This window comes from Micromonospora sp. WMMD998 (assembly GCF_029581235.1).
Classification (GTDB): Bacteria; Actinomycetota; Actinomycetes; order Mycobacteriales; family Micromonosporaceae; genus Micromonospora.
In genome coordinates, this window is the sequence record NZ_CP120740.1 from 1 (window position 1) to 25692 (window position 25692).

Genomic DNA, 25692 nt, shown 5'->3' on the forward strand with positions numbered 1-25692 from the left:
TGCTCGCGCTGACCGCCCCCGCCACCGCGGCGGACCGCACGACGGCCGACGGCCCGAGCATCAGCGCCGGGCGCCTGGTGTTGACGCCGACCGACCGGGGATACGTCGGGACGCTGACCGCGACGCTCACCAACCCGAGCCCGACCGACCCCGGGGTGGAGCTGTTCATCACCGAACCCGCCGGCGCCTCGTTCGTCGGCGTCGAGCCCGGGGACAACCCCTGCCTCCCGGATCGGCTGGAGCGCAACCGGGTGGTCATGCACTGCTCCGCCAACGGGGTTCCGACGCCGGGCACCAAGACCCTCCGGTTCAACTTCCACGTCTGGACCACGGCGCGCGACTACCCGATGACCGCACGCGGCGGCTCGATCGCGGTGGGCTCCTGGACCGAGGACGGCACCGAGATCACGGACACGGCCCGGTTCCAGACGCTGTTCCGGTCCACCACGGGCAGCCTCCGCCACCCCCGCGGCTACCGGCAGGCCACCCGGCCGGACGCGAGCATCCGGGGCGGGAACGTGACGCTGACCCCACGGGCCGACGGAACCCTGGAGGGCCGGATGCCGGTCACCGTCCGCTACGGCAACGACGCCCCGTCGTACGGCCTGGAGGTGGCGGCGAACCTGCCGCCGGGGGTGGTCGTGTGGACCACCGACCCGCCGGTGGACCCGAGCTTCCCGGACTCGTTCGGCGTTCCGGGCGGGCGGTTCCTGCCCGGTGAGGAGCGCACGTTCGACGTGGTGCTCCGGGCCCCCGCCGGCACCCCGGCCGGTTCGCTGGGCACCGGCTCGTTCACCATCGGCGCCCGCTACTTCCCGGGTATCCCGGTGTCCGACCTGAACCCGGCCGACAACACCACCTCGTTCACCGTGCGGGCGGCGGACGCGGGCTGACGTCTCTCGCCCGGCCGGCGCGCGTGCGCGCCGGCCGGGCGTCACCGTTCACCAGGCCGGGCGCTGGAGCAGCCCGACGAACTCCGCCAGCAGCCGCTCCCGCAGCGCCGCCGGGGCGGCGTCGAGCAGCGTGTTGACCACCGCCATCCGCTCCGGCACACCGGTGCCGTCGCCCAGGCCGAGCCCGCCGGCCAGGCCGGCCACCAGCTCCGGGGTGAGCGCCTCCGGGGTGAGGCCGCCGGCCAGCGCCAGCAGGTCCGGCGGCAGCGTCACCGGGCCGGCGGCCCGGGCCGCGGCGACCGCGTCGGCGAGCACCGGGGAGAACTCGGCCACCCGGGGGGCCACCACGGCTGTCACCGTGAGGTGCACGCTGGCCGGCAGGCCGGCGTACCGGAGTTGGGGCTGGGTGTGCCAGCCGCGCGCGGTCAGCTCGTCGACGAGCACGAACAGGTCAAGCTTCGGGTCGTCGGCGGTGAAGCAGACCACGGTGGACTCCGGTTCGGCCATCAGCCGCAGGCCCTCGGTCGCCCGCACCGCGTCGGCCAGCCCGGCGACCGCGTCCCGGGTCGACGCGGCCAGCCGCAGGTAGCCGTCCGCGCCGAGGTGGCGCAGCGTGGCGTAGGCGGCGGCGATCGGGCCGCCGGACCGGGTCGAGGCGATCACCGGGTTGACCATCGTGTAGCCGGGCCAGTCGGCGTACGCGAAGAACTGCGGGGCGCGCAACGAGGGATCCCGGTGCAGCAGCACCGACACCCCCTTCGGCGCGTACGCGTACTTGTGCAGGTCCACCGAGATCGAGGTGACCCCGGGCACGGCGAAGTCGAACGACGGCACCGGCGCGCCGAGCCGGCGCAGCCAGGGCAGCGCCCAGCCGCCGAAGCAGGCGTCCACGTGACACCGCACCCCGGCCGCCGCCGCGACGGCGGCGATCTCCGCCACCGGGTCGACGACCCCGTGCGCGTACGACGGGGCGGACGCGACCACGAGCACCGTCTCCGGGCGGATCGCGGCGGCCATCGCGGCCACCTCCGGGCGCAGCGTCACCGGGTCGACGGGCACCGCGTCCAGTTTCACCCGCAGGTAGTGGGCCGCCTTGGCGAACGCGGCGTGCGCGCTGGCCGGTGCCACGATCCGCGGCTCGGCCAGGCCGGGGCGGGCGTCCCGGGCCGCCTTGACCGCCAGCAGCAGCGACTCGGTGCCGCCGCCGGTGACGCTGCCGACCACGTCCGGCGCGCCGGTGCCGGGGCCGCCGCCGAGCAACCGGGCGGCGGCGGCGACGAGTGTGTTCTCCATCGCCAGCAGCGACGGGAAGGCGGTCGGGTCGAGACCGTTGACGTGCGCGCTCTCCGCGTACGCGGCCTGGGCCAGCTCGTCCAGCCCGGCGACGCCGGGGTCGTAGACGTAGGCGAACAGCCGGCCGCCGTGCGTCGGGCGGTCGGTGGCCCGCAGGGCCCGGATCTCGTCCAGCACCCGCGCGGCGGGCAGCCCCCGTTCGGGCAGCGCGCCCGTCCCTGCGGTGTCGGTCATCGGGTGTTCCTCTCGGGACGGGTCACGCCCGCGCCGCCTGCGCGGCGGTGGCGGTCAGATGGGCCGGAGTGAGTGTGTAGCCGCGCAGCAGCGCCACCGGGGCGGCCACCAGCAGGGCCGGCAGGACGGTGAAGCCGAGCAGCACACCGAGCCGGGCGGTGGCCGGTTGGGCGGCGGCGGATCCGGTCGACGAGGAGACGTAGCCGGAGAGCTGGAGCACCAGGCCGTAGATGCCCGGGCCCAGGGCCAGGCCGAACGTCTCCCCGGCGGTCCACAGCCCGGTGAACACGCCGGCCTGGCGGCGGCCGGTGCGCGCGGTGTCGTACGCGATGCAGTCCGGCAGCATGGCCAGCGCGAAGACCTGCTGGCCGGCATACCCGACGCCGATCAGCGCGACCACCGCATACACCCCGGCGGCCGGCAGCGCGGGCGCGGCGACCAGGGCGAGCGCGCCGGCCGCGAAGAGCAGCGACGCGGCGACGAGCGACGTGCGCTTGCCGAGCCGGGCGCCGGCCCGGCTCCAGAGCGGCATGACCAGCAGGGCCGGCGCGACGAAGCAGGCGAACAGCAGCGTCGGGCCGCTGTCCGGCGCGCGCAGCACCTGGTCGGCGAAGTACTTCACGCCGGCCAGCACGGTGGCCACCCCGGCGGACTGGATCACGAAGCAGACCAGCAGCAACCGGAACGGCCGGTTGCGGCCGGCCACGGTGAGCTGGGCGCGCAGGCTCGGCTCGCTCTCCCCCACCGTCCCGGCCGGCGCGGACCGGGTGCCCAGGAACGCGCCGACCGCGCCCACCACGATCAGCGCCGCGACGAACAGGCCCATCCACCGGTGGCCGGGGACGCCGTCGCCGCCGGCGGTGACCACCGCCGGGGCCACCGCGCCGGAGACCAGGATGGCCAGCGCCAGCACCGCGACCCGCCAGGTCATCAGCCGGGTACGCTCCGCCGGGTCGGCGGTCAGCTCGGCCGGCATGGCCACGTAGGGCACCTGGAAGAACGCGAACGCGGTGGCGGTGGCCAGGAACGCGAGCGCCACGTACGCGGCGGCGGCCGGACCGGTCGCGAACGGCGCGGCGAAGATCGCGGCGAACAGCGCCGCCAGGGCCAGCCCGCCGCCGAGCAGGTAGGGCCGGCGGGCGCCCCAGCGGGAGCGGGTCCGGTCGGAGATCCGCCCGGCGACCGGGTTGACGAGCACGTCCCACGCCTTCGGCAGCAGCACCAGCAGCGCGGCCACGCCGGCCGCCACCCCCAGCGTGTCGGTCAGGTAGGGCAGCAGGAGCAGCCCGGGCACGGTCCCGAACGCGCCGGTGACCAGGGAGCCCGACGCATACCCGAGGTGCACCCGGCGGGGCAGGCCCGAAGCAGTCATGGAGCCGAATGCTACTCACGTTATGGCCGGGATCACATCCCGGCCGCCAGTTCCCCGGGCTCGTCGGGCTCCCCGGGTGACCAGGCAGCCGCCGCCAGGTCGACCCGTTCCCCCCGCAGCGGGCACCCCTCGGCACGCAGCCGGGCCCGGGCCTCCCGTTCGTGCCCCGGCGGGAGCCGGCCGGCCGCGTTCACCACCCGGTGCCACGGCACCCCGCCGCCGTGCCGGGCCATGATCGAACCGACGAGCCGCGCCGACGCCCGCCCGGACCGCTCGGCCAGCGCGTCGGCCACCGCCCCGTACGACATCACGCGACCCGGCGGGATCCGCTCGACCAGCTCCAGCACCGCTTCGACGTACTCGTCAGGTGTCACGAGCTGCCACGATATGGGAACGCGGCATGGCCTCGCGGACCGCAACGCGCAGAATGGTCGGGTGCGCGAAGCAGTCACCTCGGCCCGCCGGATCGTGGTCAAGATCGGTTCGTCCTCGCTGACCACCACCGCGGGCGGCCTGGACGACGCCCGGGTCGACGCGCTCGTCGACACGCTCGGCGCGCTTGTCGCCGCCGGGCGCGAGGTGGTGCTGGTCTCCTCCGGCGCGATCGCCGCCGGTCTCGCCCCGCTCCGGCTGCCCCGGCGCCCGCGCGACCTGGCCACCCAGCAGGCCGCCGCCAGCGTCGGCCAGGGCCTGCTCATCGGCCGGTACGCGACCGCGTTCGCCCGGCACGGGCGCACCGTCGGGCAGGTGCTGCTCACCGTCGACGACGTGACCCGGCGGGCGCACTACCGCAACGCCTACCGGACCCTGCGCAAGCTGCTCGACCTGCGGGCGGTGCCGATCGTCAACGAGAACGACACGGTGGCCACCGAGGAGATCCGGTTCGGCGACAACGACCGCCTCGCCGCGCTCGTCGCCGCGCTCGTCGACGCCGACCTGCTGGTGCTCCTCTCCGACGTGGACGCGCTCTGGACCGGCGACCCGGCCCGCCCGGGCAGCACCCGGATCACCGAGGTGCACGGCGAGGGCGACCTGGCCGGCGTCGACGTCGGCGGGACCGGCCGGGCCGGGGTGGGCACCGGCGGCATGGTCACCAAGGTCGAGGCGGCGCGGATCGCCACCGGCTTCGGCATCCCGGTGGTGCTCACCGCCGCGCCGCTGGCCGCCGACGCGCTGGCCGGCACGGCGGTCGGCACGTTCTTCCACGCCAGCAGCCGGCGCCCCGCCGCCCGGCTGTTCTGGCTGGCGCACGCCACCGCCCCCCGCGGCCGGCTGCACCTCGACCCGGGCGCGGTGCAGGCCGTGGTGGGCCGGCGCAAGTCGCTGCTGCCCGCCGGCATCACCGCCGTCGACGGCGCGTTCACCGCCGGGGACCCGGTGGACCTGGTCGACACCGCCGGCGCGCCGGTGGCCCGCGGCCTGGTCAACTACGACGCGGTGGAGCTGCCCGGGCTGCTCGGCCGCTCGACGTCGGAGCTGGCCGCGGCGCTGGGCCCGGCCTACGAACGCGAGGTAGTCCACCGTGACGACCTCGTTTTGTTGTAAGGCGGGGGCCCTTCTTAACGCATTCTGCATAAGAAGGGCCCCCGCCTAACACCTCTGTGAAGGAGAGCGCATCATGAGCGTCGTCGAGCAGGCCCGACGGGCCCGGGACGCGGCGGAGGCACTGGCCGCGGCCACCCGTACCACCAAGGACGCCGCGCTGCACGCGATGGCCGACGCGCTGGTGGCGCGTACCCCGGAGATCCTGGCCGCGAACGCGACGGACCTGGCGGCCGGGCGCGACGCCGGGCTGAGCGCGGCCGTGCTGGACCGGCTCGCCCTCGACGAGGGCCGGGTGGCCGCCATCGCCGACGCGCTGCGCGAGATGGCCGCGCTGCCCGACCCGGTCGGTGAGGTGGTACGCGGCTCCACCCTGCCGAACGGGCTGGAGCTGCGCCAGGTGCGGGTGCCGTTCGGGGTGGTCGGCGTCGTCTACGAGGGCCGGCCGAACGTGACAGTCGACGCGGCCGGCATCTGCCTGAAGTCCGGCAACGCGGCGCTGCTGCGCGGCTCGTCCTCGGCGGCGCACTCCAACGCCGCCCTGGTCACGGTGCTGCGCGACGCGGTCGTCGCGGCCGGCCTGCCGGCGGACGCGATGCAGCTCGTCGACGCCGGCTCGCGCGAGTCGGTCAAGGAGCTGATGCGGGCCCGGGGCCTGGTCGACGTGTTGATCCCGCGCGGCGGCGCGTCGCTGATCCGCGCCATGGTCGAGGAGTCGACCGTGCCGGTGATCGAGACCGGGGTGGGCAACTGCCACGTGTACGTCGACGCCGCCGCCGACCTCGACAAGGCGCTGGCGATCACGCTGAACGCCAAGACCCAGCGCCTGTCCACCTGCAACACCGCCGAGTCGCTGGTGGTCCACCGGGCGGTCGCGGACGTGTTTCTGCCCGCCGTGCTGGCCGCGTTCGCCGACGCCGGGGTGACCGTGCACGGCAGCGCCGAGGTGGCCGCCCACTCCGCCGCGGTGGTCCCGGCGACCGAGGAGGACTTCGGCACCGAATACCTCAGCGCCGACATCTCGGTCGCCGTGGTCGACTCGCTCGACGCGGCGGTCGCGCACATCAGGCGGTACGGCACCGGCCACACCGAGACGATCGTCACCGACTCGCAGCGGGCGGCCCGGGAGTTCGTGGCCCGGGTGGACGCCGCCGTGGTCATGGTCAACGCGTCGACCCGGTTCACCGACGGCAGCGAGTTCGGGTTCGGCGCGGAGATCGGCATCTCCACCCAGAAGCTGCACGCCCGCGGCCCGATGGGCCTGCCGGAGCTGACCAGCACGAAATACGTCGTCACCGGCGACGGCCACCTGCGCTGACCGCCGGTTTCATGCCATCTGGAGGGGGTCCCCGGTGGACGGCGCGGGTGGGTCGCCCGGGGGCAGGCCGGGCCGGGTGGCCCCGGCCGCCGGCGGGGCGGAGCGGGGGGCCGGCAGCACGGGCGGGGCCGGCAGCACGGGCGAGGCCGGCGGGGCCGGCAGCGCGGACGAGGCCGGCGGGGCCGGCAGGGCGGGCGGCGCGATGCTGCTCGGCAGCACGAACGGCGCGCCGGAGAGCGGGGCCTCGAACGTATCCGGGCGGCAGGCCCGGATCGCGCGCAGCGTGGTGTGCACGTCGAACTGGTGACCGTCGTCGCTGTCCCAGCCACCGTCGCTGCGCTGGGTCTCGGCCAGCCGCCGCCGCGCGGACACCAGCAGCCACTGCTCCTCGCCCACCTCCACCCGTCGCAGGGTGGCGGCGAGCCAGGCCACGTCGGCCGGGGACATCTCCGGGATCCGGTCGGCGAGCACCGCCTGGATCCGGGCCGACTGGTCGTACATGCGCTGGCGGTGCAGCACGGCCGCGGCCAGCCACCCGGCCGGCAGGAACGACGGCCAGCTCCCGTCCGGCCCGAGCTGCGCGGCGAGCGTGTGGGCCGCCGCCTGCACCACCCCGGCGTACGCCCCGCCGACCCGGTGGTCGAGCGGGCCGGCGGCGCGGGCGTCCAGCCCGGCCACGGTGAGCCAGAAGCCGGCGCCGGCGGTCAGGTAGAACCGGGCCTCGGGATCACCGGGCGTGGCCCATTCCGGCGCGAACCCGGCCAGCGAGCGGTGCTCGTCCCAGCCGCCGTCGGCGAGTTGACCGGCGGCCAGCCAGTCCAGCGCGTGCCGGGCGGCGGGGCGGCCCAGCGCGCCGAGGTCGTCCAACTCGGACAGGCGGAAGCAGGTCGCGTCGACGGAGGCGACGTCGCCGTCGAGCACGGCGGGCCAGCCGCCGCCGGGGAGTCGGCCGGACTCCGCCGCGTCGAGCAGGTCCGGCGGTGCCGGCGTGCCGGAGCGCAACCGGGACAGGCGGGCGCGCTCCACCGTGTCACCGTGTGCCACGACGAACCCGATCGCCGCTTCCAGATCGACCACGGCGGTGACGCTACCTGCGTGGACGCGGTTCCGCCTCGGTAGCTCGGCCAGAAATCAGCGGACGACGGAGGCCCTCCCGGCGCGCCGGGAGGGCCTCCGCTCACATCGACGTCAGTACGCGGGCAGCGACGGGTCGATCTGCTTGATCCAGGAAAGCACGCCGCCCTGCACGTGCACCGAGTCCTTGAATCCGGCCGCCTTGAGCGCGGCGAGCGCCTCGGCCGACCGGACGCCGGACTTGCAGTGCAGCACGATCTGCCGGTCCTGCGGGAGCTTCGCCAGCGCCTCGCCCGAGATGATCTCGCCCTTGGGGATCAGCGTCGAGCCGGGGATCCGGACGATCTCGTACTCGGCCGGCTCGCGGACGTCGACCAGGAAGATGTCCTTGCCGGCGTCCTGCCACTCCTTGAGCTCAAGCGCGGTGATGGTGGAGTCGACCACCGCCTCCTGCGCCTCCTCGGAGACCGCGCCGCAGAAGTCCTCGTAGTCTTCCAGCAGGTCGGTGACCGTGGGGTTCTCGCCGCAGAGCGCGCAGTTCGGGTCCTTGCGGACCTTGATCTTGCGGTAGCTCATCTCCAGGGCGTCGTAGACCATCAGCCGGCCGACGAGCGGCTCACCGATGCCGGCGAGCAACTTGATCGCCTCGTTGACCTGGATCGACCCGATGGAGGCGCAGAGCACGCCGAGCACGCCGCCCTCGGCGCAGGACGGGACCATGCCGGGCGGCGGCGGCTCCGGGTAGAGGCAGCGGTAGCAGGGGCCGTGCTCGGCCCAGAAGACCGACGCCTGGCCGTCGAAGCGGTAGATCGAACCCCAGACGTACGGCTTGCCGAGCAGCACGGCCGCGTCGTTGACCATGTAGCGGGTGGCGAAGTTGTCGGTGCCGTCGACGATCAGGTCGTACCGGGAGAAGATGTCCTTGACGTTCTCCCGGTCCAGCGCGGTGTTGTGGATCTCCACGTGGACCAGCGGGTTGATCTCGCGGATCGAGGCGGCGGCGGACTCGGCCTTGGACCGGCCGATGTCGGAGACGCCGTGGATGATCTGGCGCTGGAGGTTGGACTCGTCGACGGTGTCGAAGTCGATGATGCCGAGCGTGCCGACACCGGCGGCGGCGAGGTACATCAGGGCGGGCGAGCCGAGACCGCCGGCGCCGACACAGAGCACCCGGGCGTTCTTCAGCCGCTTCTGCCCCTCCACCCCGACGTCCGGAATGATCAGGTGGCGCGAGTAGCGGCGGATCTCGTCTACGGTCAGCTCGGCGGCGGGTTCGACGAGCGGGGGTAACGACACGGTGAACTCCCCGGGATCGGCGGTGGGACCGCGCCATTGTCGCTCGCGAAGGCGGGGATCGGCCATGACGAGGGACACCCGGCCCGAACTGCGGGACCGGGAATAACGTCAGACGCCGTCGGTCGGCTCGCCGGAGTAGCGGACCCCGTCGACGTACGGCCAGGCGTTCGGCACGCAGCCGTCCAGCCCGTACGTCTGCTGCTGCATCACCGGGGCGGGGAGGCCGGGCGCGGGGCACGCCTGGTGCAGTTCGCCGAACTCGTGCCCGACCTCGTGGTTGATCACGTACGTGCGGTAGACGTCGAGCGGGGCGCCGTAGTCGGGCACCGCGGTCATCCAGCGCGCCAGGTTGAGCACGACCCGCCCGGGCAGGCGGCACGAGGTGTACCGCTCGGTGTGCAGGCCGCCCTCGGCGCACATCCGCTCGGAGGTGACCGGGGTGGCCAGATAGATGGTGAAGTCGGCGGCGGCGGCCTCGGGCACCCGTTGCACGCGCAGTTGCCCGGAGGCGATCCAGCTACGCGGGTCGCCGAGCACCGAGTCGACGGTGGCGGCGAACCCGTCCGCGTCCTGCCCCGTACCCCGCTCGACCTCGACCCGGTAGCGGCGCAGCGGGCCGCCGTCGCCGCGTACCGCCGATCGTCCCTGGGCCACCGTGAAGGTGCCGGGGCCGGCGGTGGGATAGCCGGTCGGGGCCGGCCGGTGGTCGGTGTCGGCGTCCGGCATCAGGGTGGGCTCGGCGGCGAGCGGGACCCGGGCGGGCCGCGTCGGCTCGCTCAGCCGGGTGATTCCCGCCGCTCCGCCGCCGGCCGCGAGCAGCATCGCCAGCAGCAGCACCGACCGTCGGCGGCGGCGGCGCATCCGGCGCAGCCCGGGGCGTTCCGGCGGGTCGTACGTCATGCCCCCAGCGTGCCACGCAATTCGGGCATTTAGCTGCTTTTGCCTTCTAAGCCGCGAATAACCTTCACAACGACGGGCCGGAGTACCGCTTCCCGTGCAGGTACGCCCACGGGTTCGGCCGGCATCCGTCGAGGAACAGGGTCTGCTGCTGCATCACCGGCGCGGCCCTGCCGGCACCCGGGCACGCCTCGTGGTGGTGCCCGAGCTGATGCCCCACCTCGTGGTTGACCACGTAGAGCCGGTAGGCGTCGAGCGGCATCCCGGCCGCGACCAGGTGCGGCGCGGAGGTCCGCCACCGATCCAGATTGATCACCACCTTGCCGGGCAGCCGGCAGGACGTGTACGGCACGCCGCCCTTGCGGATGTCGATCCCACCCGCCCCGCACAGCCGGCCGGCGGTGTCCCGGGTGGCCAGATAGATCGTGAAGTCGTACCGGCCGCCCGGCGCGACCCGCCGCAACCGCAGCCGGCCGCCGTCCACCCAGCTCCCCGGCCCGGCCAGCGCCCGTTGCACCGCGTCGCCGAAGGCGACCGCCTGCTCACCGGAGCCGTTCTCCACCGCCACCCGGAACCGCCGGACCGCCCCGGCCCGGCCGAGCACGTCGCCGGACCGGGCGTCGTACCCGAAACTGCCCCGGCCGTGGGAGGGCACCGGACCGGGCAGCGCCAGCACCGGCCCGGCCGACGGGCTCGGCGACGGCGGGACGCTCGCCGACGGCGCCGCAGGACCCGGGGGCTGCGCGGGGCCCGGGGGCTGCGCCGCGAACCCGTCGGTGACCATCTCGTCCGCGCCGGCCGGCGGAAGTCGCAACGCCACGCCGACGCCGACCGCGGCGGTGGCGAGAAACGCGCAGACCACGGCGACGGCACGCCATCGGTGGACGCGGGGCGTGAACCGCGCGGCGCGCGGACGGCGGGAGCTGGGCATCCGGCTCAGCCTGCCACGTCACGCCCGCTTTCGCGCTCCGCCGTTCCGGCGACCAGGGCCGTGGCCTGCGGTTACCGCCCGTTCGACCCCGGCGTGGCGACCTCCGGCACCTCGGCCGCCTCCGCTGCCTCGGCCGCCTCCGCCGCCGGGCCGGCGGCTCCCGGTGAGGAACCGTCCGGCGCCGCATCGGCGAGCAACGCCAGCACCGCCCGCGCCACGGTCCGGGGCACCTCCAGTTGCGCCACGTGCCCGACACCGTCGAGCATCAGCAGCCGGCTGTCCGGGATCACCCGGGCGGCCTGCGGGGCGACCCGTACGTCGACCAGGCGATCCTGCCGGCCGCCCACCACGAGCGTGGGCACCCGCACCGCCGCGGCCTGCCGCCAGAGCGCGCCCGCGCCCGGCAGGTACGACCGCAGGAAGCTACCGACCAGGCCGCGGAACGTGCGGACGTAGGCCGCCGCGTAGTGCGCCGCCTCGTACCGGATCCGGATCTCCTCGATCGCCTCCTGCCGGCGCTGCTCGCTGATCCGGGTCAGGTCCGCGACGCACGACTCCATCACCTGCTGCGCCATCACCTCCGGGGCGAGCTGCGCCAGCCGCCAGGCGGCCAGCCGCTCCCCCCGGGGGATCACCAGCACCGGCAGCATCCGCCCCTGCAACGAACGCCGGAAGTCCAGGAACGGCAGGGCCGGCGAGATCAGCGTGAGCGTGCGGACCAGATCCGGCCGCAGCGCCGCCACCCGCACCGCGACCGCGCCGCCCAGCGAGTTGCCGAACAGGTGCACCGGCCCCCGGTCGCTGTGCTCGATCCAGCGGACCACCCGGTCGGCGAAGGCCGGGATCGTGTACCGCCGCCCGGGCTCGCTGCGCCCGAAGCCGGGCAGGTCGATCGCCTGGCCGTCGAGCCGGCCCGCGAGCAGGCCGGCCAGGTCGGTCCAGTTCTGCGCGGAGCCACCGAGGCCGTGCACGTACAGCGCCGGCTCGGCGCCGGGCGCGGTGGCCGGGGTGTCCCGGACGTGGACGAGCGTGCCGTCGAGCGGCACGTGCCGGCCGGGCCACGGCGGCGGGACCTGGTGTGCGGGGAGGACATGGTCCGGCCAGAGTGCGGCACGCTTCATGTCTCCAGTCTTCCCCGCACCGACGCCGGCCGCACACTCCTCAGGCGAGCAGCGCCTCCAGGCGCCGGTTGACCGCCGCCAGCATGGCCCGGACCACGGCCTGCCGCGGGTCGCCGGCCACAAGCGCCGAACCGGCCAGCTGCTCCACCCAACCGTCGCAGACCAGCAGCACCACCACGGTCGCCACCTCGCAGTTGCCGAACGGCACCACGGCGGCGTGCTCGACGAAGCACCGGCCCCGCTCGCCGGCCGGCGCCTCGCCGCCGAGCAGTTCGTCCACCGCGACGGCCGCGGCCACCGCGCAGAGCCGGAGCACGTACCCGTCGACGGCGGGCCCGGTCGCGTGCCCCTCGGCCGCCCGGTCCCCGGCGATCAGGCGGACCTCCGTGGTGGCGTCCAGCCCGAACGTGCTCACCAGCACGTGGTCGATCACCACCCGGGGACCCGGCGCGCCGCCGGGGTCAAGCGGTCGCGACGGCGCGGTCTCCGTCGTGGTCATCTGCCCACCGGAGTACGAGGTGCCGAGCGTGACCGGGCTGCCGGTGGACATGCCGGTCGGCGCGGCGGCGAGCGAGGTGTCGTCCACCGTGGCCCGACCGCGGTGGGTGGTCTGCCGGCGGCGGCGCGGCGGCTCGCCCGGCTCGGTCTCCTCCACCGGCACGTCGGCCGGTCGACCGGTGCGCGACTCCACCCCGCCGGGCCGGCCCTCGCCGGAGCGGTTCCCGGTCGGGCGGCTCGACGTCGGCCGCCCCGCGCCGGCCCGCGCCGACGTGTCGTCCTCGCCGGGGCCGGCCGACCCCGCATCCCGGGTCGGGGCGACGGACTGGTCGTCGGCGCGCGGCTGCGGCGTACCGGATCGGCCCTCGGCCAGCTCGGCGAGCCGGTCGGCGCGCGGCGTCGCGGACCGGCGGCGCACCGGCGGCGGCGGTACGGGCGGCGCGCCGGGCAGGTTCTGCGGCGCGGCGGCCAGGCCCATCCGCTCCTGGAGCAGGCGGGCCACCAGCCGGCTCACGTCGGCCGGGTCCGCGCCGTCGGCCAGGTCCAGCCGGAGGCTGTGCGCGCCGGCCGGGGTGCGGCGGAGCGCGGCGTCCCGGACGCCGGCGACCTCGCGGACGGCGTCCAGGATGGCGTTGACGTCGAAGCCCTCGGGCCGCTCGCGCAACGGTGCGGGTTCGTCGTCCCGGCGCAGGTGGGTGGCGATCCGGGCGAGTTCGGGGGTTTCCGCGGACGGTTCCACGGCCGGCGGCTCCGGCACGACGGGCACGTCCGGCTCGGCGGGGACGCGCTGCGGCAGCACCGCCGGGGCCGGATCACCCGGCTGGGGCTCGGCGACCGCGCCGACGGCCGGCGGCTCGGGGGCGGACCGGCGGGCGGTGTAGGGCGGGGCGCTGCTCGGGCGGGGCGCGGGCGCCGGGTCGAACCGCGCCGTCCCACCCGTCGCGGGCACCGCGGAGAGGGGCCGGACACCGGCCGGCTCGGCGGTCGAGCGGTCCGGCACGCGGCGCGGCCCGTCCGCCGGCTCACCGGCGGCCCGGGCGGTCGGCGCGGGCGCGTACGCCCCGTCGTCGGCGGTCGGGGCGTACGCCGGCTCGTCGGCGGTCGGCCCGGGGGCGTACGCCGGCTCGTCGGCGGCCGGGGCGTAGGCGGCGGGCGCCTCCCGGGAGACCGGCGCGCCGGTCGGCTCGGGACGCGCGGACCCACCGAACGGGGTCACCGGCACCGGCGGTCCGGCCCAGGAGGGCCGCTCGGGGGGCTCGTAACCCGGCCGCGGTTCCTCGCGGGGCAGTCGGAACGGCCGGGTCGGCTCGGGGTACGGCGGCTCGTGACCGGCGGCCGACTCCGCGCGCACCGGCTCGTACGGCCGGACCGGCTCGGGCCGGGGCGGCTCGTAGCCGGCGGGCGGCTCGACGCGGGCCGGCTCGTACGGCCGCACCGGCTCGGGCGCCCACTCGGCGGCGCGGGCGGCGCGGCGACCGCTCGGCTCGTCGTCCCGGGGTCGCCGGTCGGCGGGCTCGTCGTCGCGGGTCGCCCGGTGGCCGACCGGCTCGTCGGTGCGGGCCCACGGCGGCGCCCAGCCGTCGCCCCAGCTCGGACGGTTCCAGGACGGGCCGGGCCAGTCCGGCTCGCCGCCCGTGGTCGGGTCGTCGGACCCGGCTCCCCGGGAGCCGGCGGCGGCCCGGGGGTCGGCGCCTCGGTGGTCAGTGGCGGCCGGCGGCCCCTCAGGCGGGCGCGGCCCGTCAGGCGGGCGCGGGTCGGCCGGGCGGTGCGCCGCCGGGTCCGCCGGGGCCTGGTCGGCATGGCCCGCGCCGGCGGCCGGCGGGTCGACCGGGCCCCGGCCGGACCAGCCTTGGCGGGACGACAGCGCGGGGTCGACGGTGGGCGCGTGGAAGCCCGGCGGCATCTCGAAGCCGGAGGCGGCGGCGCCGACCGGCGGCACCTGGAGCGCCGGGGGCGCGGAGGTCGGACCGCTCTCCGCCCACCGGGACACCCGGTGGGCGGACGTGTCGTCCGAGGCGTGCCGCGAGCCGGCGGAGTCGGTCGGGTCGGGTTGCTGCTCGATCGCGGGCGTGGGGCGCGGGGCCGGCACCGCCAGCCGGTCGCCGTCGCTCTCCCGGGGCGGCTCCGCCACCGGCGGGGCGCTCACCGGGGCCTGGCGGGTCACGGACGACTCCTCCCCGGCGTGGCGCACGCCGTTGACGTGCCGGCCGTTGGCGTGGACCGCCGGCTCCCCGGCCACATGACCGGGCAACGGGGCCGGCAGGTCGCCGTGCCGGGGCGAGGAGGCGGCCCAACCGCCACCCAGGTCGCTGTAGGGCCAGCCGCCGGGCGCCGGAGTCCCGCGGGACCAGCCGTTCGCCGGGGGGGCCCAACCACCGCCGGTGCGGGCCGGGTCGTCCTGCTGGCCCGTCCCGTCGCCGTGCTCTCCCGGGGTGGGGGCTCCGGGTTGCCCTGTTTCACTCACCGCGCGCTCCTTGGTCGCCCCCGCTGAGGCTACCGTGTGGTGACAGTGGCGATAAGTTACAGCGGCGGGCCAATTCCGCGACGGGTTCACGAACCCGGTCCGGTTCGGGCGTTACGTGCCGGCTCGACGCAGATACTCGGAGGTTCCCATGACCGCAGTGGGGAACGGTGCCCAGACCGCCGGTCGGCCCACCCGCCTGCCCCGCTCGGCGCGCCGTAAACAACTGCTCGCCGCTGCTCAGGAGGTGTTCGTCGCGCACGGCTACCACGCCGCCGCGATGGACGACATCGCCGAGCGGGCCGGCGTCTCGAAGCCCGTTCTCTATCAGCACTTCCCCGGCAAGATGGAGCTTTACCTGGCGTTGCTGGACACGCACTGTGACGCCATCGTCGCCAAGGTGCACGACGCGATGCGCGGCACGCAGGACAACAAGGAGCGGGTCGGCGCCGCCGTGCGGGCATACTTCGACTTCGTCGACCACGAGAGCGAGGCGTTCCGGCTGGTCTTCGAGTCCGACCTGCGCAACGACCCGGCCGTGCGGCAGCGGGTCGAGCGGGTCGAGCAGGGCTGCATCGCGGCGATCACCGACACCATCATCTCGGACACCGGGGTGAGCCGGGCGCACGCCGAGCTGCTCGCCTCCGGCCTGGTCGGCGCGGCGGAGACGGCCGCCCAGTTCTGGCTGGCGGGCGGCCGGCAGGTGGCCAAGCCGGAGGCGGAGGCGCTGGTCGCGGCCCTGTCCTGGCGCGGCATCGCCAGCTTCCCGCTGCAGGGTGAGTCAGCCTGACCATCGCCCCGCCCGATCGGATAGCCTTCCCACGGTGGCTTTTTCGCCCCAGTTGAGGAGGCACAGTGGAGGTCAAGATCGGCGTGCAGTACGCGCCGCGGGAGCTGGTCCTGGAGAGCGCGCAGTCGCCGGCCGAGATCGAGCAGATCGTGACCGACGCCTTCGCCAGGAGTGAGGGCACGCTCTCCCTGACCGACGAGAAGGGCCGTCGGGTCATCGTGCCGGTCGGCAAGGTCGCCTACGTCGAGATCGCGGAGGCCTCGCCCCGCGCGGTCGGGTTCACCGTCCGCTGACCCAGGTCGCACCGGTCGCCGTGGCGGGGGTCACCCGCCGCGGCCACCATCTCTCCATGTGATGCACCTCACATACAGCGCCCCCCAGTGGCCCGCCGGCACCCGGAATCGGGACGCCCCGCGGGCTGTTCGGGTAGGATGAAACAGTTGCCGTGGGCATCGACCTGGTCAGCCCCGCTGATCAGCACCGGTCCCCGGCGCGCGTGCGGCCCGGTCCGGCTCGGCGAAACCGCCCCCGACCGCGTGGCCCGCGCCAAACCGTCCGCGCCCTGAGGACATGAGGGGCGCACCACGAGAGGGCACCCCCACATCCACATGAGTGAGCAGATCTCCGGCCAGCCACTGGCCCCCACAGCTCCGGTCCCCCCGGAGGCACCCACATTCGCCGACCTCGGCGCCCGCCAGGAAACCGTCGAGGCCCTGGCCGCCGCGGGCATCACCCGCGCCTTCGCCATCCAGGAATACGCGCTGCCGATCGGCCTGCGCGGCGTCGACCTGATCGGGCAGGCCCCGACCGGCACCGGCAAGACGCTCGGCTTCGGCATCCCGCTGCTGGAGCGGGTCTTCGCCCCGTCCGAGGGGAGCGACGGCGTGCCGCAGGCGCTCGTCGTCGTACCCACCCGCGAGCTGGGCATCCAGGTCGCCAAGGACCTCGACGCCGCCGGTCGCACCCGGGGCATCCGGGTGCTGCCGATCTACGGCGGCGTGGCGTACGAGCCGCAGATCGAGGCGCTGCGCAAGGGCGTCGAGATCCTGGTCGGCACGCCCGGCCGCCTGCTCGACCTGCAGAAGCAGAAGCACCTGCGACTCGACCGGGTCCGCGCGCTCGTCCTCGACGAGGCCGACCGGATGCTCGACCTGGGCTTCCTGGACGACGTCGAGAAGATCCTCGCGATGCTGCCGGAGGACCGGCAGACGATGCTCTTCTCGGCCACCATGCCGGACCCGATCGTCGCGCTGTCCCGACGCTTCCTGCGCCGGCCGGTGACCATCCACGCCGGGCACACCGCCGAGACGGGCCCGTCGCCGCAGACCCAGCAGCTCGCCTACCGCACCCACTCGATGAACAAGGTCGAGATCGTGGCGCGGATCCTCCAGGCCGAGGGGCGCGGGCTGACCATGATCTTCTGCCGCACCAAGCGGGCCGCCGACCGGGTCGCCGAGGACCTCGACTTCCGCGGCTTCGCCGTGGCGGCCGTGCACGGCGACCTGGGCCAGGGCGCCCGGGAGCGGGCGCTGCGGGCGTTCCGCGCCGGCAAGATCGACACGCTTGTCGCCACCGACGTGGCGGCCCGGGGCATCGACGTCACCGGCGTCACCCACGTGATCAATTACGACTGCCCCGAGGACCAGGACACCTACACCCACCGGATCGGCCGCACCGGCCGGGCCGGGGCGAGCGGTGTCGCGGTGACGTTCGTCGACTGGGACGACATGCCCCGCTGGCGGATCATCGACAAGACCCTCGGGCTGGACATGCCCGAGCCGCCGGAGACCTACCACACCTCCCCGCACCTCTACACCGACCTGGACATCTCCCGGGACGTCAGCGACACCCTGCCGACCGCCGAACGCACCCGCGCCGGCCTCTCCGCCGAGGTCGAGGAGGACCTGGGCGGCGGGCGGTCGCGGCGGGACGGCCGACGCGGTGACAGCCGTGGCCGGGGCGGCGAACGCGGCGACGGCCGTGGCCGCGGCGGTCGCGGCGGGGAGCGCAGGCGCGGCGGCGGGGGCGATACCGCCGGCGGGCCCGCCGAGAGCGAGGCGACCACCGGCGCGGACGAGGGCACCCGCACCCCGCGTCGTCGGCGCCGCCGTCGGGCGGGCGAGACGGTGGCCGGCGAGCAGCCGACCGCAGTGATCAACGCCGAGGCCGCGCCCGCCGAGGCGGGCCCCACCGCCACCGGCGAGGGAGGCGAGACCGCCACCAAGCCGCGCCGTCGCCGTCGCCGTCGCAGCTCCGCCACCTCGGCCGACACGCCTACCGCCGACTGACGTACGACACCCACGGCCCCCGGACCCACCAACTCCGGGGGCCGTTCCCTGCCCTACCGGCCTCGAGTCGCGGCCGGGCGATCATGAGGTGGGGCAGCGAGAAGAAGGAAGGACAGGCATGCCGGAACCGTTGGACACGGCGCTGCGGGAGGTACGGGCACTGCTGCTCGACCCGGGCCTGACCCGGGCCGTGGCCGCCGGCCGGCGGCGCGGGCAGCGCCCCTCGGTGGTTCGCGCGGAGCTGCGCCCGGTCACCCTCAAGGCCGGGAACCGACTACAGATCGCCACCTCCGACGGCGCCCGGCCGCACACCCGGAACGTCGCCCCCGGCACGGAGGCCGGCACCGCCGTCGACGAGCTGCTCGCCGAGCCGTTCGGCAACTGGCACGTGGAGACCGCCGACACCACGCTCCAGCTCCGGGTGACCAAGTCCGGCGAGGCCCAGGTGCACCGCGCCGCCGCCAGCCGGCCGGTCGCCGAGCCCGGCGGACACGACCGCGCCAAGGACTGGCTCCTCGACCCGGGTGATCCGCTGTTCGCCGTCATCGGCGGATCCGCGGCCAAGCGCCGACAGGTCGACGCGTTCCTCCGGGCGCTTGCCGCGACCCTCCCCGACGACCGCACCGGCCCGCTGCGGGTGGTGGACCTGGGCTGCGGAAACGCCTACCTGACCTTCGCCGCCCACCGCTACCTGACCGGGCGCGGCCTGGACGTGACGTTGGTCGGGGTGGACGTCCGGGAGGACCAGCGCCGCCGCAACACCGAGCTGGCCGAGCGGCTGGGCTGGGCCGACCGGGTCAGCTTCGTCGCCGGCACCATCGCCGAGGCGTCCGTCGAGCCGGCCCCCGACCTGGTGCTGGCCCTGCACGCCTGCGACACGGCGACCGACGAGGCGCTGGCCCGGGCGGTGCGCTGGGGCGCCCGCTGGGTGCTCGCCGCCCCGTGCTGCCACCACGACCTGGCCGCCCAGCTCCGGGCCCGCCCCGCCACCGGGCCGGACGCGCTGCTCACCCGGCAGGGCATCCTGCGGGAACGCTTCGCCGACGTGCTCACCGACGCGCTACGGGCCGGGCTGCTCCGGCTGCACGGCTACCGCGCCGAGGTGGTGGAGTTCGTCGACTCGCAGCACACCCCGCGTAACCTGCTGATCCGCGCTCGCCGGACGGCGGGCGCGCCGACCGACGAGCACCGCGCCGAATACCGCGAGCTGGTGGACCGGTGGGGCGTCACGCCCCGGTTGCAGACGCTGCTCGCCGACTAGGGCCTGTGTCGAAGTCGGTGCCAGGGCTTGAGTTGTTGGGTGAGGGTCTTGGCGTGTCGGTGTTCGAGATGTAGCGAGGTCTCCGGTATCTGGTTCAGCGACCAAGCAGAACCCGAACACCGGAGACCTCGTGGACACCCTAGCGGTGACGAGGCGGCATGACCTGACCGACGCACAGTGGGCGGCGCTGGAGCCGTTGCTGCCTGCGGGGCGTCGGCCGGGTCGGCCGTCGACATGGACGAAACGGCAGCTCATTGATGGGATTCGGTGGCGGGTACGGGTTGGTGCCCCGTGGCGGGACGTCCCGGAGTGTTACGGGTCCTGGGCGGCGGTGTACGCGCTGTTCCGGCGTTGGCAGCGCGATGGGACCTGGGCGACGATCCTGACCGTGTTACAGGCCCTGGCTGACGGGGGCGGACGCGTCGTGTGGGACGTGTCGGTGGACTCGACGGTCGCTCGGGCGCATCAGCACGCCGCTGGGGCGCGTAAAAGGGGGATCTGCAGGTCGAGCCGCCGGGCGGGGTCACGGTCGAGCCGGACGACCATGCGCTCGGTCGCTCGCGCGGTGGGCTGACCACGAAGGTGCACCTGGCATGTGAGCAGGGGCAGAAGCCGCTGTCGATCGTGTTGACCGCCGGGCAGCGCGGGGACAGCCCGCAGTTCATCCCGGTGCTTGACGGGATCCGGGTGCCCCGTCTCGGCGGTGGCCGGCCCCGGACCCGCCCGGACCGGGTCCTGGCTGATAAGGCGTACACGTCGAAGGCCAACCGCCGCTATCTGCGTCGACGTGGGATCGCCGCGACGATCCCGTCGAAGGCCGATCAGGACGCGAACCGGCGTAAGAAGGGGTCCAAGGGCGGCCGGCCACCGGCCTTCGACCCCCAGCGGTACCGGCAGCGTCACGCCGTGGAGTGCGGCATCAACCGCCTCAAACGCCACCGTGCCGTGGCCACCCGCTTCGACAAACTCGCCGTCCGCTACGAGGCCACCGTGCACATCGCCGCGATCAACGAGTGGCTGTGACCGACTTCGACACAGTCCCTAGACGGTGCGCAGCGGCAGTTGGCGCCCTAACGGAGATGGCTTGCCCGAAAGTCCTCGGTCCCGTGTCTTGCTATGGGCCCCCCGGAGGCGAATGCACCGGCGCTGGCGCACTGCTGGCGCGGGTGAGGTGGACAGCGAGGTAGCTCCGCTGTGTGGTGACCCGCCGTCGGGGTCTCAGGACCTGCCCGACTGTGATCGCGCCGCTGTAGTGGCTCCGTGTGCGTCACCTATTGCGCGCGTGCGTGCGCTGCTGCCGATTTCCTCTGTTTTGGATCAAGGCGCCGCGCTCCGCGCGGCGCGGGGCGGAGAGCCACCGACTGCCGCCGGACCGCCGCCCCGAGTCTGTTGATCCGGCCCCGCGGCACGATCACGGCCAGGCGGTACGGAAGCCGAACCGGTCGGCCTGGTCGACGGTCAGGGCTTCCGACTGCCGCGCCAGTCCAACCCCGGGACTGGCTTGCCCCCGCCCTATCGCCCGCAGCCGGCGACACCTCACTCCGGAAGCCCTCAGCCGGTCGCTACACGCATGGCGCCTGCGACCGGACCCTCACGGCCAGCCCAAGCGTTCACAGCCCCAGAAGAGCGCTCAGGCGGCAAGATCGACCTGCCCACCATCTGCCCACAACCAGTTGTGAACGGCTGGACTCAGCCGGACTCGGCTAGATCAACGACAACGGCCCCCGATCAGCATCTCTGCTGGTCAGGGGCCGTATCTGCACCTGGTGGCGGGTAGAGGATTCGAACCTCTGAAGCTTTCGCGACGGATTTACAGTCCGCTCCCATTGGCCGCTCGGGCAACCCGCCAGGGCACCCCACCGCGTCGCAACGCGGCGGCGGAAGCAAGGATAGCGGTTGCCCCCCGCCCCATCGCAACGGGGTACCGTCGGGGTGTCCCACGCTGGTCAGTGCGGGACGGAACAGGACACACCGCCGGACAGCAGGAGCATGAGCATGGCAGCGAACCCGTCCTTCGACATCGTGAGCAAGGTCGACCGTCAGGAGGTCGACAACGCCCTCCGCCAGGCGGAGAAGGAGCTCGCGACGCGGTTCGACTTCCGCGGCACCGGCGCCGAGATCTCCTGGTCGGGTGAGGAGGCGGTCAGTCTCCAGGCGGAGACCGAGGAGCGGGTGCGGGCCGCCCTCGACGTCTTCAAGGAGAAGCTGGTCAAGCGGAACATCTCCCTGAAGTCGCTGGACGCCGGTGACCCGAGGTCCTCCGGCAAGACCTTCAAGATCGACGCCAAGGTCATCCAGGGCATCGACATGGACAAGGCGAAGGCGATCAGCAAGAAGATCCGCGACGAGGGCCCCAAGGGCGTCCAGGCGCAGATCCAGGGCGATCAGCTCCGCGTCACCGGAAAGAAGAAGGACGACCTCCAGGCCGTCATCTCGCTGCTCAAGGGCGAGGACTTCGGGGTCGCGCTCCAGTTCACCAACTACCGGTAGCCGCGCGCCGGCCGGGACACCGATCGGGTGCGCGACCTGAGCCCGCTGCGACGTGACCGTCAGGCGGCGAGCGACTGTTCGGCGCGTACCGCGGTCGCCTCGGCCCGGGCGATCGGACCGCGGGGTGGCGCGGCGACCGCGGCCCCGACGGCGACCGCCGCCCCGGCGAAGACGAACGCCCACGGCACGCCACCGGCGTGGTCGACGATCAGGCCGGCGACGGCGCCTCCGGCGGCGCTCGCCGCCACCGACATGGTGACCACCCAGGTGTACGCCTCGTTCAGCATGCCGGCCGGGGCGATCCGCCCGACGAGCGTGTTCTCCAGGGTGAGCGCGGGGGCGATGGCGGCGCCGCCGAGCGCCAGCGCGACGCCGAGCGGGGCCGGGCCGGGCATGACCGCGAAGACGGCGAAGCTGGCCGCCACGGTGCCGAGCAGCCAGGCGAACTGGCGGGTCATGTTGACGGCCGGCTTGCGTACGCCGAACCAGAAGCCACCGGCGGCGCTGCCGATGCCCCAGACGGCGAGCAGCAGGCCGGCCAGGCTCTCCGGGTCCTCGGCGCCGGTGTCCCCGGCGAAGGCCGGCACGATCACGCCGGAGGCGCCGAACGCGATGCCGAGGCTTGCCACGCAGACCAGCAGGGCGGGGAAGCCGCCGACCCGCAGCGGGCCGAGTCCTCGGGCGTGGTGCTCGCGCGGGTGTGGGCGCCAGGCGCGCATCACCCGGCCGAGGGCGACCGAGCCGGTGCCGACCAGGGTGACCACGGCGGCGCCGAGCAGCGCGGCGGAGGCGTCGGCGACGAGCACGAAGCCGGCCACCAGCAGCGGGCCGAGCACGAAGACGATCTCGAACAGGGACGTCTCGGCGGCGAGCGCGGTGTTGCGCAGGTGGCCTCGGCCGGTGGCCGGCGCGGTGAGGTCGTTCCAGGCGCCCCGGATCGCGGCGGTCAGCGGTGGGTACGTGGCACCGGCGACGCCCGCGGCCAGGTAGATCAGGGCGAGGTTGGCGGCGCCGGAGCGGCTGGCGGCGAGGAGCCCGAGCAGGGCGAGCGGGTGGGCCAGTGCGGTGGCCAGCAGCACCGGCGTGGGGCCCACCCGGTCAGCGACGCGGCCGGCGACCGGGCTGAGCGCGGCGCCGGAGAGCGCGTAGATGCCGCCGGCGACTGCGGCGAGGGAGTAGCGGCCGGTGACCTGCGCGACCACGAGCAGGAGCGCCAGCGGGGTCATGCCGATCCCGAGCCGGCCGACGATGCCGAGGATCAGCAGCAGCGGCGCGCCGGGGACCCGCCAGACGCCCAGGTACTGGCGCAGTGCGGCCACGGTCGACCTCCCGGATGTAATGAGTCAGATGCTATTCGACCCTAACGCCGGCCGAGGGCTGGGGAAACGGTCGGCTGCCTCACAGCGGTCCGCCTTTCCGGAATGTCGTCCCACGTGGGCACCGGGTGTCGGAGAGCCGGGGCGCGCCCGACCGACCGGCGGTTTGGCAGAAGTGACGCCTACCTGACCTGCGGGGCAAAGGACAGGGGCTGCCGTACGGGCCGGGAGGGAGTAGGTTCCTGATCGAACTGAGTCCATGCCTGGGGCGGCGGGATGGGCCGCCGGCGCGTGCGGAGGTCGGGATGAGCGGCATGGCGGTCGCACCGCTGCGGGTCGAGGAAGCGGACCCGTCGAAGCGATGACCGACACCGCGACGCCCGCCCCCGGCTACCGCGCGCTGTTCCGGCACCCGGTCGCGTCCCGGTTGCTTGTCGCCCGGGGCATCTCCGAGCTGGGCGACTTCGTCGGGCTGGCCGCCCTGCTGCTGCTCGCCTACGACCAGACGCGCTCGGTGCTCGGGCCGGCCGCCGTGTACGCCGCCCGGGCGCTGCCCGCGCTTCTTGTCGCGACCGTGTTCAGCGGCTGGCTGGACGTGCTGGCCCGACGCACCATGCTGATCGGGCTCACGCTGGCCGGCGCGGCGCTCATCGCCGTACCGGCGGCGGTTCCCCGGGCGCTGCCGGCGATCGTGGCGGCCGGCCTGCTCGGCGCGGTCCGGGCCGCGTACGGGAGCGTGCACGTGGCGATCATCGCCGAGGCGGTGGCGCCCCCGCTGCGGCTGCCGCTGTTCGGGCTCGCCGCCTTCGCCAACCAGAGCGGCCAGGTCGTCGGCCTGCTGGCCGGGGCGAGCGTCACGGTGGCGATCGGTCCCCGGGTGGCACTGCTGATCGACCTGGCCTCGTTCCTGCTCGCGGCCGTGGTCCTCGCCGGGCTGCGGGTAGGCCAGCAGGAGCGCCGGGGCCCACGACCACCGGCCACCGCGGGCGCGCGGATCATCGCCGCCCATCCGATCCTGCGCGGGGTCGCCCTGCTCACGCTGGCCACCATGCTGGCCGGCGGGCTGCCGGAGACGCTCGCACCGGACCTGTCCGGAGGCGCGTGGCGGCCGGTGGTGCTTGCCGCCTCGTCGTTCGGTGGCGCGGTGTTCGTGCTGCTGGTCGGGCGTCGCGGCTGGCTGGCCCGGGTGTCCGGCCAGGTGGTGGCCGCCGGCGCGCTCGCCACGGCGCTGCTGCTGGCCGGCCTGCTGGCGGCCGTCGACGCCCCGGCCTGGGCTCTCGCCGTGGCGAACGCGCTGATCGGAGCCGGCGGCGGCTGGCTGATCGGCGCGCAGGCGACGTTCGCGCGGCTGGCGCCCAGGGAGCGGATGGGGCAGGTGGAGGCGACAATCGTCGCCGGGAACATCATGCTCTCCGGTGTCGGTGTCTTCCTGCTCGGCGGCGCCGCCGCGTTGTTCGGCCCGGCGGTGGCCTACCTGGCGGCGGGGCTGGTGCTGCTCTCCACGGTGCTGTTGACCCGGCCGGACCGGCTGCCCGAGCCGGCCTGAGCCGCCGCCCGCGGCCCGCACTCGGCAACCGCCCGCACGCCGCACGCCACCGCCCGAACGCGGCTCCGCCCGCGTCCGGGGAGACGGACGCGGGCGGAGGAGGGCGGACGGGTCAGCGCTGGAACTGCACCGGGCCGGAGTTGCGGGCCATCTGCTCCAGCCGGGCCACCCGCTGCTCCATCGGCGGGTGGGTGGCGAACATCGCGGCGATGCCGCCACCCCGCTTGAACGGGTTGTCGATCATCAGGTGCGCGGTGCTGGTGAGCTGGCCCTGCGGCGCGAGCGGGCGGGCCTGCGTACCCATGTGGATCTTTTTGAGGGCGCTGGCCAGGGCCAGCGGGTCGCGGCTCAGCTCGGCGCCGGAGGCGTCGGCCTGGTATTCGCGGCTGCGACTGATCGCCAACTGGATCACGGTGGCCGCGATCGGGCCGAGGATCAGGGTGAGCAGCAGCACCGCCGGGTTCGGGCCGTCCTCGTCGTCGGATGAGCCCAGCGGGATGAACCAGGCCAGGTTGGCCAGCATGGTGATGATGCCGGCCAGGCCGGCGGCCACGCTGGAGATCAGGATGTCCCGGTTGTAGACGTGGGACAGCTCGTGCCCGATCACGCCCCGCAGCTCCCGGTAGTCGAGGATCTCCACGATCCCCTGGGTGACGCAGACCGCCGCGTGCTGCGGGTTGCGCCCGGTGGCGAACGCGTTGGGCTGCGACGTGGGGCTCACGTAGAGGCGGGGCATCGGCTTGCCGGCCTGGGTGGACAGCTCCCGCACCATCCGGTACAGCTCGGGGAACTGTGCCTCGCTGACCGGTTGCGCCTTCATCGAGCGCAACGCGAGCTTGTCCGAGAAGAAGTAGGTCACGCCGTTCATCAGCAACGAGACGAGCACGGCGATGACAAGTCCGCCGCTACCGCCGAACCAGTAGCCGACCGCGAGGATCAGCGAGGTCAACAGGCCGAGCAGCGCTGCGGTCTTGAGACGGTTGTGGTGCACGGTCGATCGCTCCTTCGGTGCCGCGGGCCCACCCGGGTAACCCGCTGACCGGTTCAACACACCGGTACCCGTCAACCATC

General features: G+C 74.8%; 20 protein-coding genes, 1 tRNA gene and 1 pseudogene. 10 read left to right on the forward strand and 12 right to left on the reverse strand.

Going from position 1 to position 25692, the window contains the following annotated elements:
- A partial coding sequence (locus tag O7619_RS00005; RefSeq protein ID WP_282284890.1) for a hypothetical protein occupies nt 1-893 on the forward strand: 893 nt, incomplete at its 5' end.
- A gap of 48 nt (nt 894-941) precedes the next feature.
- Here the strand turns inward: O7619_RS00005 and O7619_RS00010 are convergent.
- Genes O7619_RS00010 through O7619_RS00020 form a run of 3 tightly spaced genes read right to left on the reverse strand, consistent with a single transcriptional unit; the run spans nt 942 to nt 4166 of the window.
- Complete coding sequence (locus O7619_RS00010; protein ID WP_282284891.1) at nt 942-2420, reverse strand: aminotransferase class V-fold PLP-dependent enzyme; 1479 nt, start codon at nt 2418-2420, stop codon at nt 942-944.
- 22 nt (nt 2421-2442) lie between these two features.
- Nucleotides 2443-3792, reverse strand: a complete 1350-nt coding sequence (locus tag O7619_RS00015) for an MFS transporter (protein ID WP_282284892.1) — start codon at nt 3790-3792, stop codon at nt 2443-2445.
- A gap of 32 nt (nt 3793-3824) precedes the next feature.
- Nucleotides 3825-4166, reverse strand: coding sequence for an MGMT family protein (locus tag O7619_RS00020; RefSeq protein WP_282284893.1), 342 nt, complete (start codon nt 4164-4166; stop codon nt 3825-3827).
- Nucleotides 4167-4227: 61 nt separating this feature from the next.
- Here O7619_RS00020 and proB point away from each other — a divergent pair, with 61 nt between their 5' ends.
- Nucleotides 4228-5337, forward strand: coding sequence for a glutamate 5-kinase (gene proB, locus O7619_RS00025; protein ID WP_282284895.1), 1110 nt, complete (start codon nt 4228-4230; stop codon nt 5335-5337).
- Between the two features lie 73 nt (nt 5338-5410).
- A complete protein-coding gene (locus tag O7619_RS00030) occupies nt 5411-6652 on the forward strand; it encodes a glutamate-5-semialdehyde dehydrogenase (RefSeq protein WP_282284896.1) in 1242 nt (413 codons plus the stop codon).
- Between the two features lie 9 nt (nt 6653-6661).
- On the opposite strand, the gene O7619_RS00035 is transcribed toward O7619_RS00030, so the two are convergent.
- The 6 genes from O7619_RS00035 to O7619_RS00060 all read right to left on the reverse strand — a co-directional run bounded on the left by O7619_RS00035 (nt 6662) and on the right by O7619_RS00060 (nt 14933).
- Nucleotides 6662-7729: a hypothetical protein gene (locus O7619_RS00035; RefSeq protein ID WP_282284897.1), complete on the reverse strand. Its 1068-nt coding sequence runs from the start codon at nt 7727-7729 to the stop codon at nt 6662-6664.
- A gap of 111 nt (nt 7730-7840) precedes the next feature.
- Entirely contained in the window at nt 7841-9088 is a 1248-nt protein-coding gene (gene moeZ, locus O7619_RS00040; protein ID WP_282284898.1) for an adenylyltransferase/sulfurtransferase MoeZ, read from the reverse strand.
- A 42-nt stretch (nt 9089-9130) separates the two neighbouring features.
- Nucleotides 9131-9922 (reverse strand): DUF3152 domain-containing protein, encoded by a 792-nt coding sequence (locus tag O7619_RS00045; RefSeq protein ID WP_282284899.1) that lies wholly within the window; start codon nt 9920-9922, stop codon nt 9131-9133.
- A 64-nt stretch (nt 9923-9986) separates the two neighbouring features.
- Nucleotides 9987-10850 carry a DUF3152 domain-containing protein gene (locus O7619_RS00050; protein ID WP_282284900.1) on the reverse strand — a complete coding sequence of 288 codons (864 nt, stop codon included), beginning with the start codon at nt 10848-10850 and terminating at the stop codon, nt 9987-9989.
- Nucleotides 10851-10921: 71 nt separating this feature from the next.
- Complete coding sequence (locus tag O7619_RS00055) at nt 10922-11971, reverse strand: alpha/beta hydrolase (protein WP_282284901.1); 1050 nt, start codon at nt 11969-11971, stop codon at nt 10922-10924.
- A gap of 40 nt (nt 11972-12011) precedes the next feature.
- The gene (locus O7619_RS00060) at nt 12012-14933 is read right to left on the reverse strand and encodes a hypothetical protein (protein ID WP_282284902.1); all 2922 of its coding nucleotides are present in this window, start codon (nt 14931-14933) and stop codon (nt 12012-12014) included.
- A 148-nt stretch (nt 14934-15081) separates the two neighbouring features.
- Here O7619_RS00060 and O7619_RS00065 point away from each other — a divergent pair, with 148 nt between their 5' ends.
- From O7619_RS00065 to O7619_RS00085, 5 genes and pseudogenes are all read left to right on the forward strand, one after another.
- The gene (locus O7619_RS00065; protein WP_282284903.1) at nt 15082-15720 is read left to right on the forward strand and encodes a TetR/AcrR family transcriptional regulator; all 639 of its coding nucleotides are present in this window, start codon (nt 15082-15084) and stop codon (nt 15718-15720) included.
- Nucleotides 15721-15785: 65 nt separating this feature from the next.
- A complete protein-coding gene (locus O7619_RS00070; RefSeq protein WP_030502928.1) occupies nt 15786-16013 on the forward strand; it encodes a DUF3107 domain-containing protein in 228 nt (75 codons plus the stop codon).
- 315 nt (nt 16014-16328) lie between these two features.
- Entirely contained in the window at nt 16329-18008 is a 1680-nt protein-coding gene (locus O7619_RS00075) for a DEAD/DEAH box helicase (protein ID WP_282284904.1), read from the forward strand.
- Nucleotides 18009-18126: 118 nt separating this feature from the next.
- On the forward strand, nt 18127-19269 hold the full coding sequence (locus tag O7619_RS00080; RefSeq protein WP_282284905.1) for an SAM-dependent methyltransferase: 1143 nt from the start codon (nt 18127-18129) through the stop codon (nt 19267-19269).
- A gap of 130 nt (nt 19270-19399) precedes the next feature.
- Nucleotides 19400-20292, forward strand: a pseudogene (locus O7619_RS00085) (IS5 family transposase).
- Between the two features lie 741 nt (nt 20293-21033).
- On the opposite strand, the gene O7619_RS00090 reads toward O7619_RS00085, so the two are convergent.
- A tRNA-Tyr gene (locus tag O7619_RS00090) sits at nt 21034-21117 on the reverse strand.
- 147 nt (nt 21118-21264) lie between these two features.
- On the opposite strand from O7619_RS00090, the gene O7619_RS00095 reads away from it, so the two are divergent.
- Nucleotides 21265-21759: a YajQ family cyclic di-GMP-binding protein gene (locus O7619_RS00095; protein ID WP_282284883.1), complete on the forward strand. Its 495-nt coding sequence runs from the start codon at nt 21265-21267 to the stop codon at nt 21757-21759.
- Nucleotides 21760-21818: 59 nt separating this feature from the next.
- Here O7619_RS00095 and O7619_RS00100 read toward each other — a convergent pair whose 3' ends face one another.
- The gene (locus O7619_RS00100; protein WP_282284885.1) at nt 21819-23078 is read right to left on the reverse strand and encodes an MFS transporter; all 1260 of its coding nucleotides are present in this window, start codon (nt 23076-23078) and stop codon (nt 21819-21821) included.
- 358 nt (nt 23079-23436) lie between these two features.
- On the opposite strand from O7619_RS00100, the gene O7619_RS00105 reads away from it, so the two are divergent.
- Nucleotides 23437-24621 carry a hypothetical protein gene (locus O7619_RS00105; RefSeq protein ID WP_282284886.1) on the forward strand — a complete coding sequence of 395 codons (1185 nt, stop codon included), beginning with the start codon at nt 23437-23439 and terminating at the stop codon, nt 24619-24621.
- A gap of 112 nt (nt 24622-24733) precedes the next feature.
- On the opposite strand, the gene htpX is transcribed toward O7619_RS00105, so the two are convergent.
- A complete protein-coding gene (gene htpX / locus O7619_RS00110; protein WP_282284887.1) occupies nt 24734-25612 on the reverse strand; it encodes a zinc metalloprotease HtpX in 879 nt (292 codons plus the stop codon).
- Between the last annotated feature and the right edge of the window lie 80 nt (nt 25613-25692).

Excerpts from the sequence above, each read along its gene's own strand:
- O7619_RS00010 (WP_282284891.1), bottom strand. The coding sequence starts at position 2,420 with ATGACCGACACCGCAGGGACGGGCGCGCTGCCCGAACGGGGGCTGCCC.
- O7619_RS00015 (WP_282284892.1), bottom strand. The coding sequence starts at position 3,792 with ATGACTGCTTCGGGCCTGCCCCGCCGGGTGCACCTCGGGTATGCGTCG.
- O7619_RS00030 (WP_282284896.1), top strand. The coding sequence starts at position 5,411 with ATGAGCGTCGTCGAGCAGGCCCGACGGGCCCGGGACGCGGCGGAGGCA.
- moeZ (WP_282284898.1), bottom strand. The coding sequence starts at position 9,088 with ATGGCCGATCCCCGCCTTCGCGAGCGACAATGGCGCGGTCCCACCGCC.
- O7619_RS00045 (WP_282284899.1), bottom strand. The coding sequence starts at position 9,922 with ATGACGTACGACCCGCCGGAACGCCCCGGGCTGCGCCGGATGCGCCGC.
- O7619_RS00050 (WP_282284900.1), bottom strand. The coding sequence starts at position 10,850 with ATGCCCAGCTCCCGCCGTCCGCGCGCCGCGCGGTTCACGCCCCGCGTC.
- O7619_RS00055 (WP_282284901.1), bottom strand. The coding sequence starts at position 11,971 with ATGAAGCGTGCCGCACTCTGGCCGGACCATGTCCTCCCCGCACACCAG.
- O7619_RS00065 (WP_282284903.1), top strand. The coding sequence starts at position 15,082 with ATGACCGCAGTGGGGAACGGTGCCCAGACCGCCGGTCGGCCCACCCGC.
- O7619_RS00075 (WP_282284904.1), top strand. The coding sequence starts at position 16,329 with ATGAGTGAGCAGATCTCCGGCCAGCCACTGGCCCCCACAGCTCCGGTC.
- O7619_RS00080 (WP_282284905.1), top strand. The coding sequence starts at position 18,127 with ATGCCGGAACCGTTGGACACGGCGCTGCGGGAGGTACGGGCACTGCTG.
- O7619_RS00095 (WP_282284883.1), top strand. The coding sequence starts at position 21,265 with ATGGCAGCGAACCCGTCCTTCGACATCGTGAGCAAGGTCGACCGTCAG.
- O7619_RS00105 (WP_282284886.1), top strand. The coding sequence starts at position 23,437 with ATGACCGACACCGCGACGCCCGCCCCCGGCTACCGCGCGCTGTTCCGG.